Source organism: Saccharothrix lopnurensis, from assembly GCF_042658445.1.
GTDB classification, from domain to species: Bacteria; Actinomycetota; Actinomycetes; order Mycobacteriales; family Pseudonocardiaceae; genus Actinosynnema; species Actinosynnema lopnurensis.
Window position 1 is genome coordinate 1 of sequence record NZ_JBHSQO010000114.1, and the last position, 734, is coordinate 734.

The following is a 734-nucleotide window of genomic DNA, read 5'->3' on the forward strand; positions in this document are numbered from 1 at the left end:
GTTCTCGAAGCCTACACGTATGCCATCGAAAAACTCAGTACCGCCAATAAGACCAGCCTTGGTTACATTAAGTGTAACATCTCCCTTACCCCAAGATTGAAGCCCGCTCAGCATTACTGCGTTACCATCATCCGTGTAGGTGATATTTGATACATTAGTGTCTAGCCCGTATTGATCAACCAAGCTCCACTGAGTATTAAGCCTTAAGCCCTGCTCACCGGCATTAGCTTGACCACCTGCCTGAACATAGAAAATATTTGTATAATTGACGCCATCAACACTCTGATCAGCAAAGACAAAATTCATATCGATACTTCCGATACTCTTAAGCTTAGCTGGCCCACCTGTTAAAGGCGCACCTGCCAAGTAAGCATCAATACGCGACTTAGTCTCACCTAATACTAGTTTATCTATATGATAAGACGCATCCGCTTTATCAAACGCGATAGCCAACCCAAGCTGACCATCAGAATCTGGAGCAACATCTAAAGTTAGATTCTGAACGTTATAACTACCCGTTACACCTAACGCTCCAATCCAATTTCCATCATCACCCCATGCAAAATCGTATCTATTGATAGTGTTTTGGGCATCAACGGTAAACCCTGTAACGCCAAAACGACCACCTCCACGCAACTGAATATTGGAGGTTAAATCATATTTACCCCATAAAGAGCCGCCACTTAAAGCTATGTTTGAACTATGCCTAATAGCCCCTACAGTGTACTCACCTG

1 protein-coding gene is annotated in these 734 nt (G+C 43.5%); it reads right to left on the reverse strand.

The window, feature by feature from the left end:
• Positions 1-734: hypothetical protein (locus ACFP3R_RS37575; protein WP_380643815.1), on the reverse strand; the 734-nt coding region annotated here is incomplete at both ends.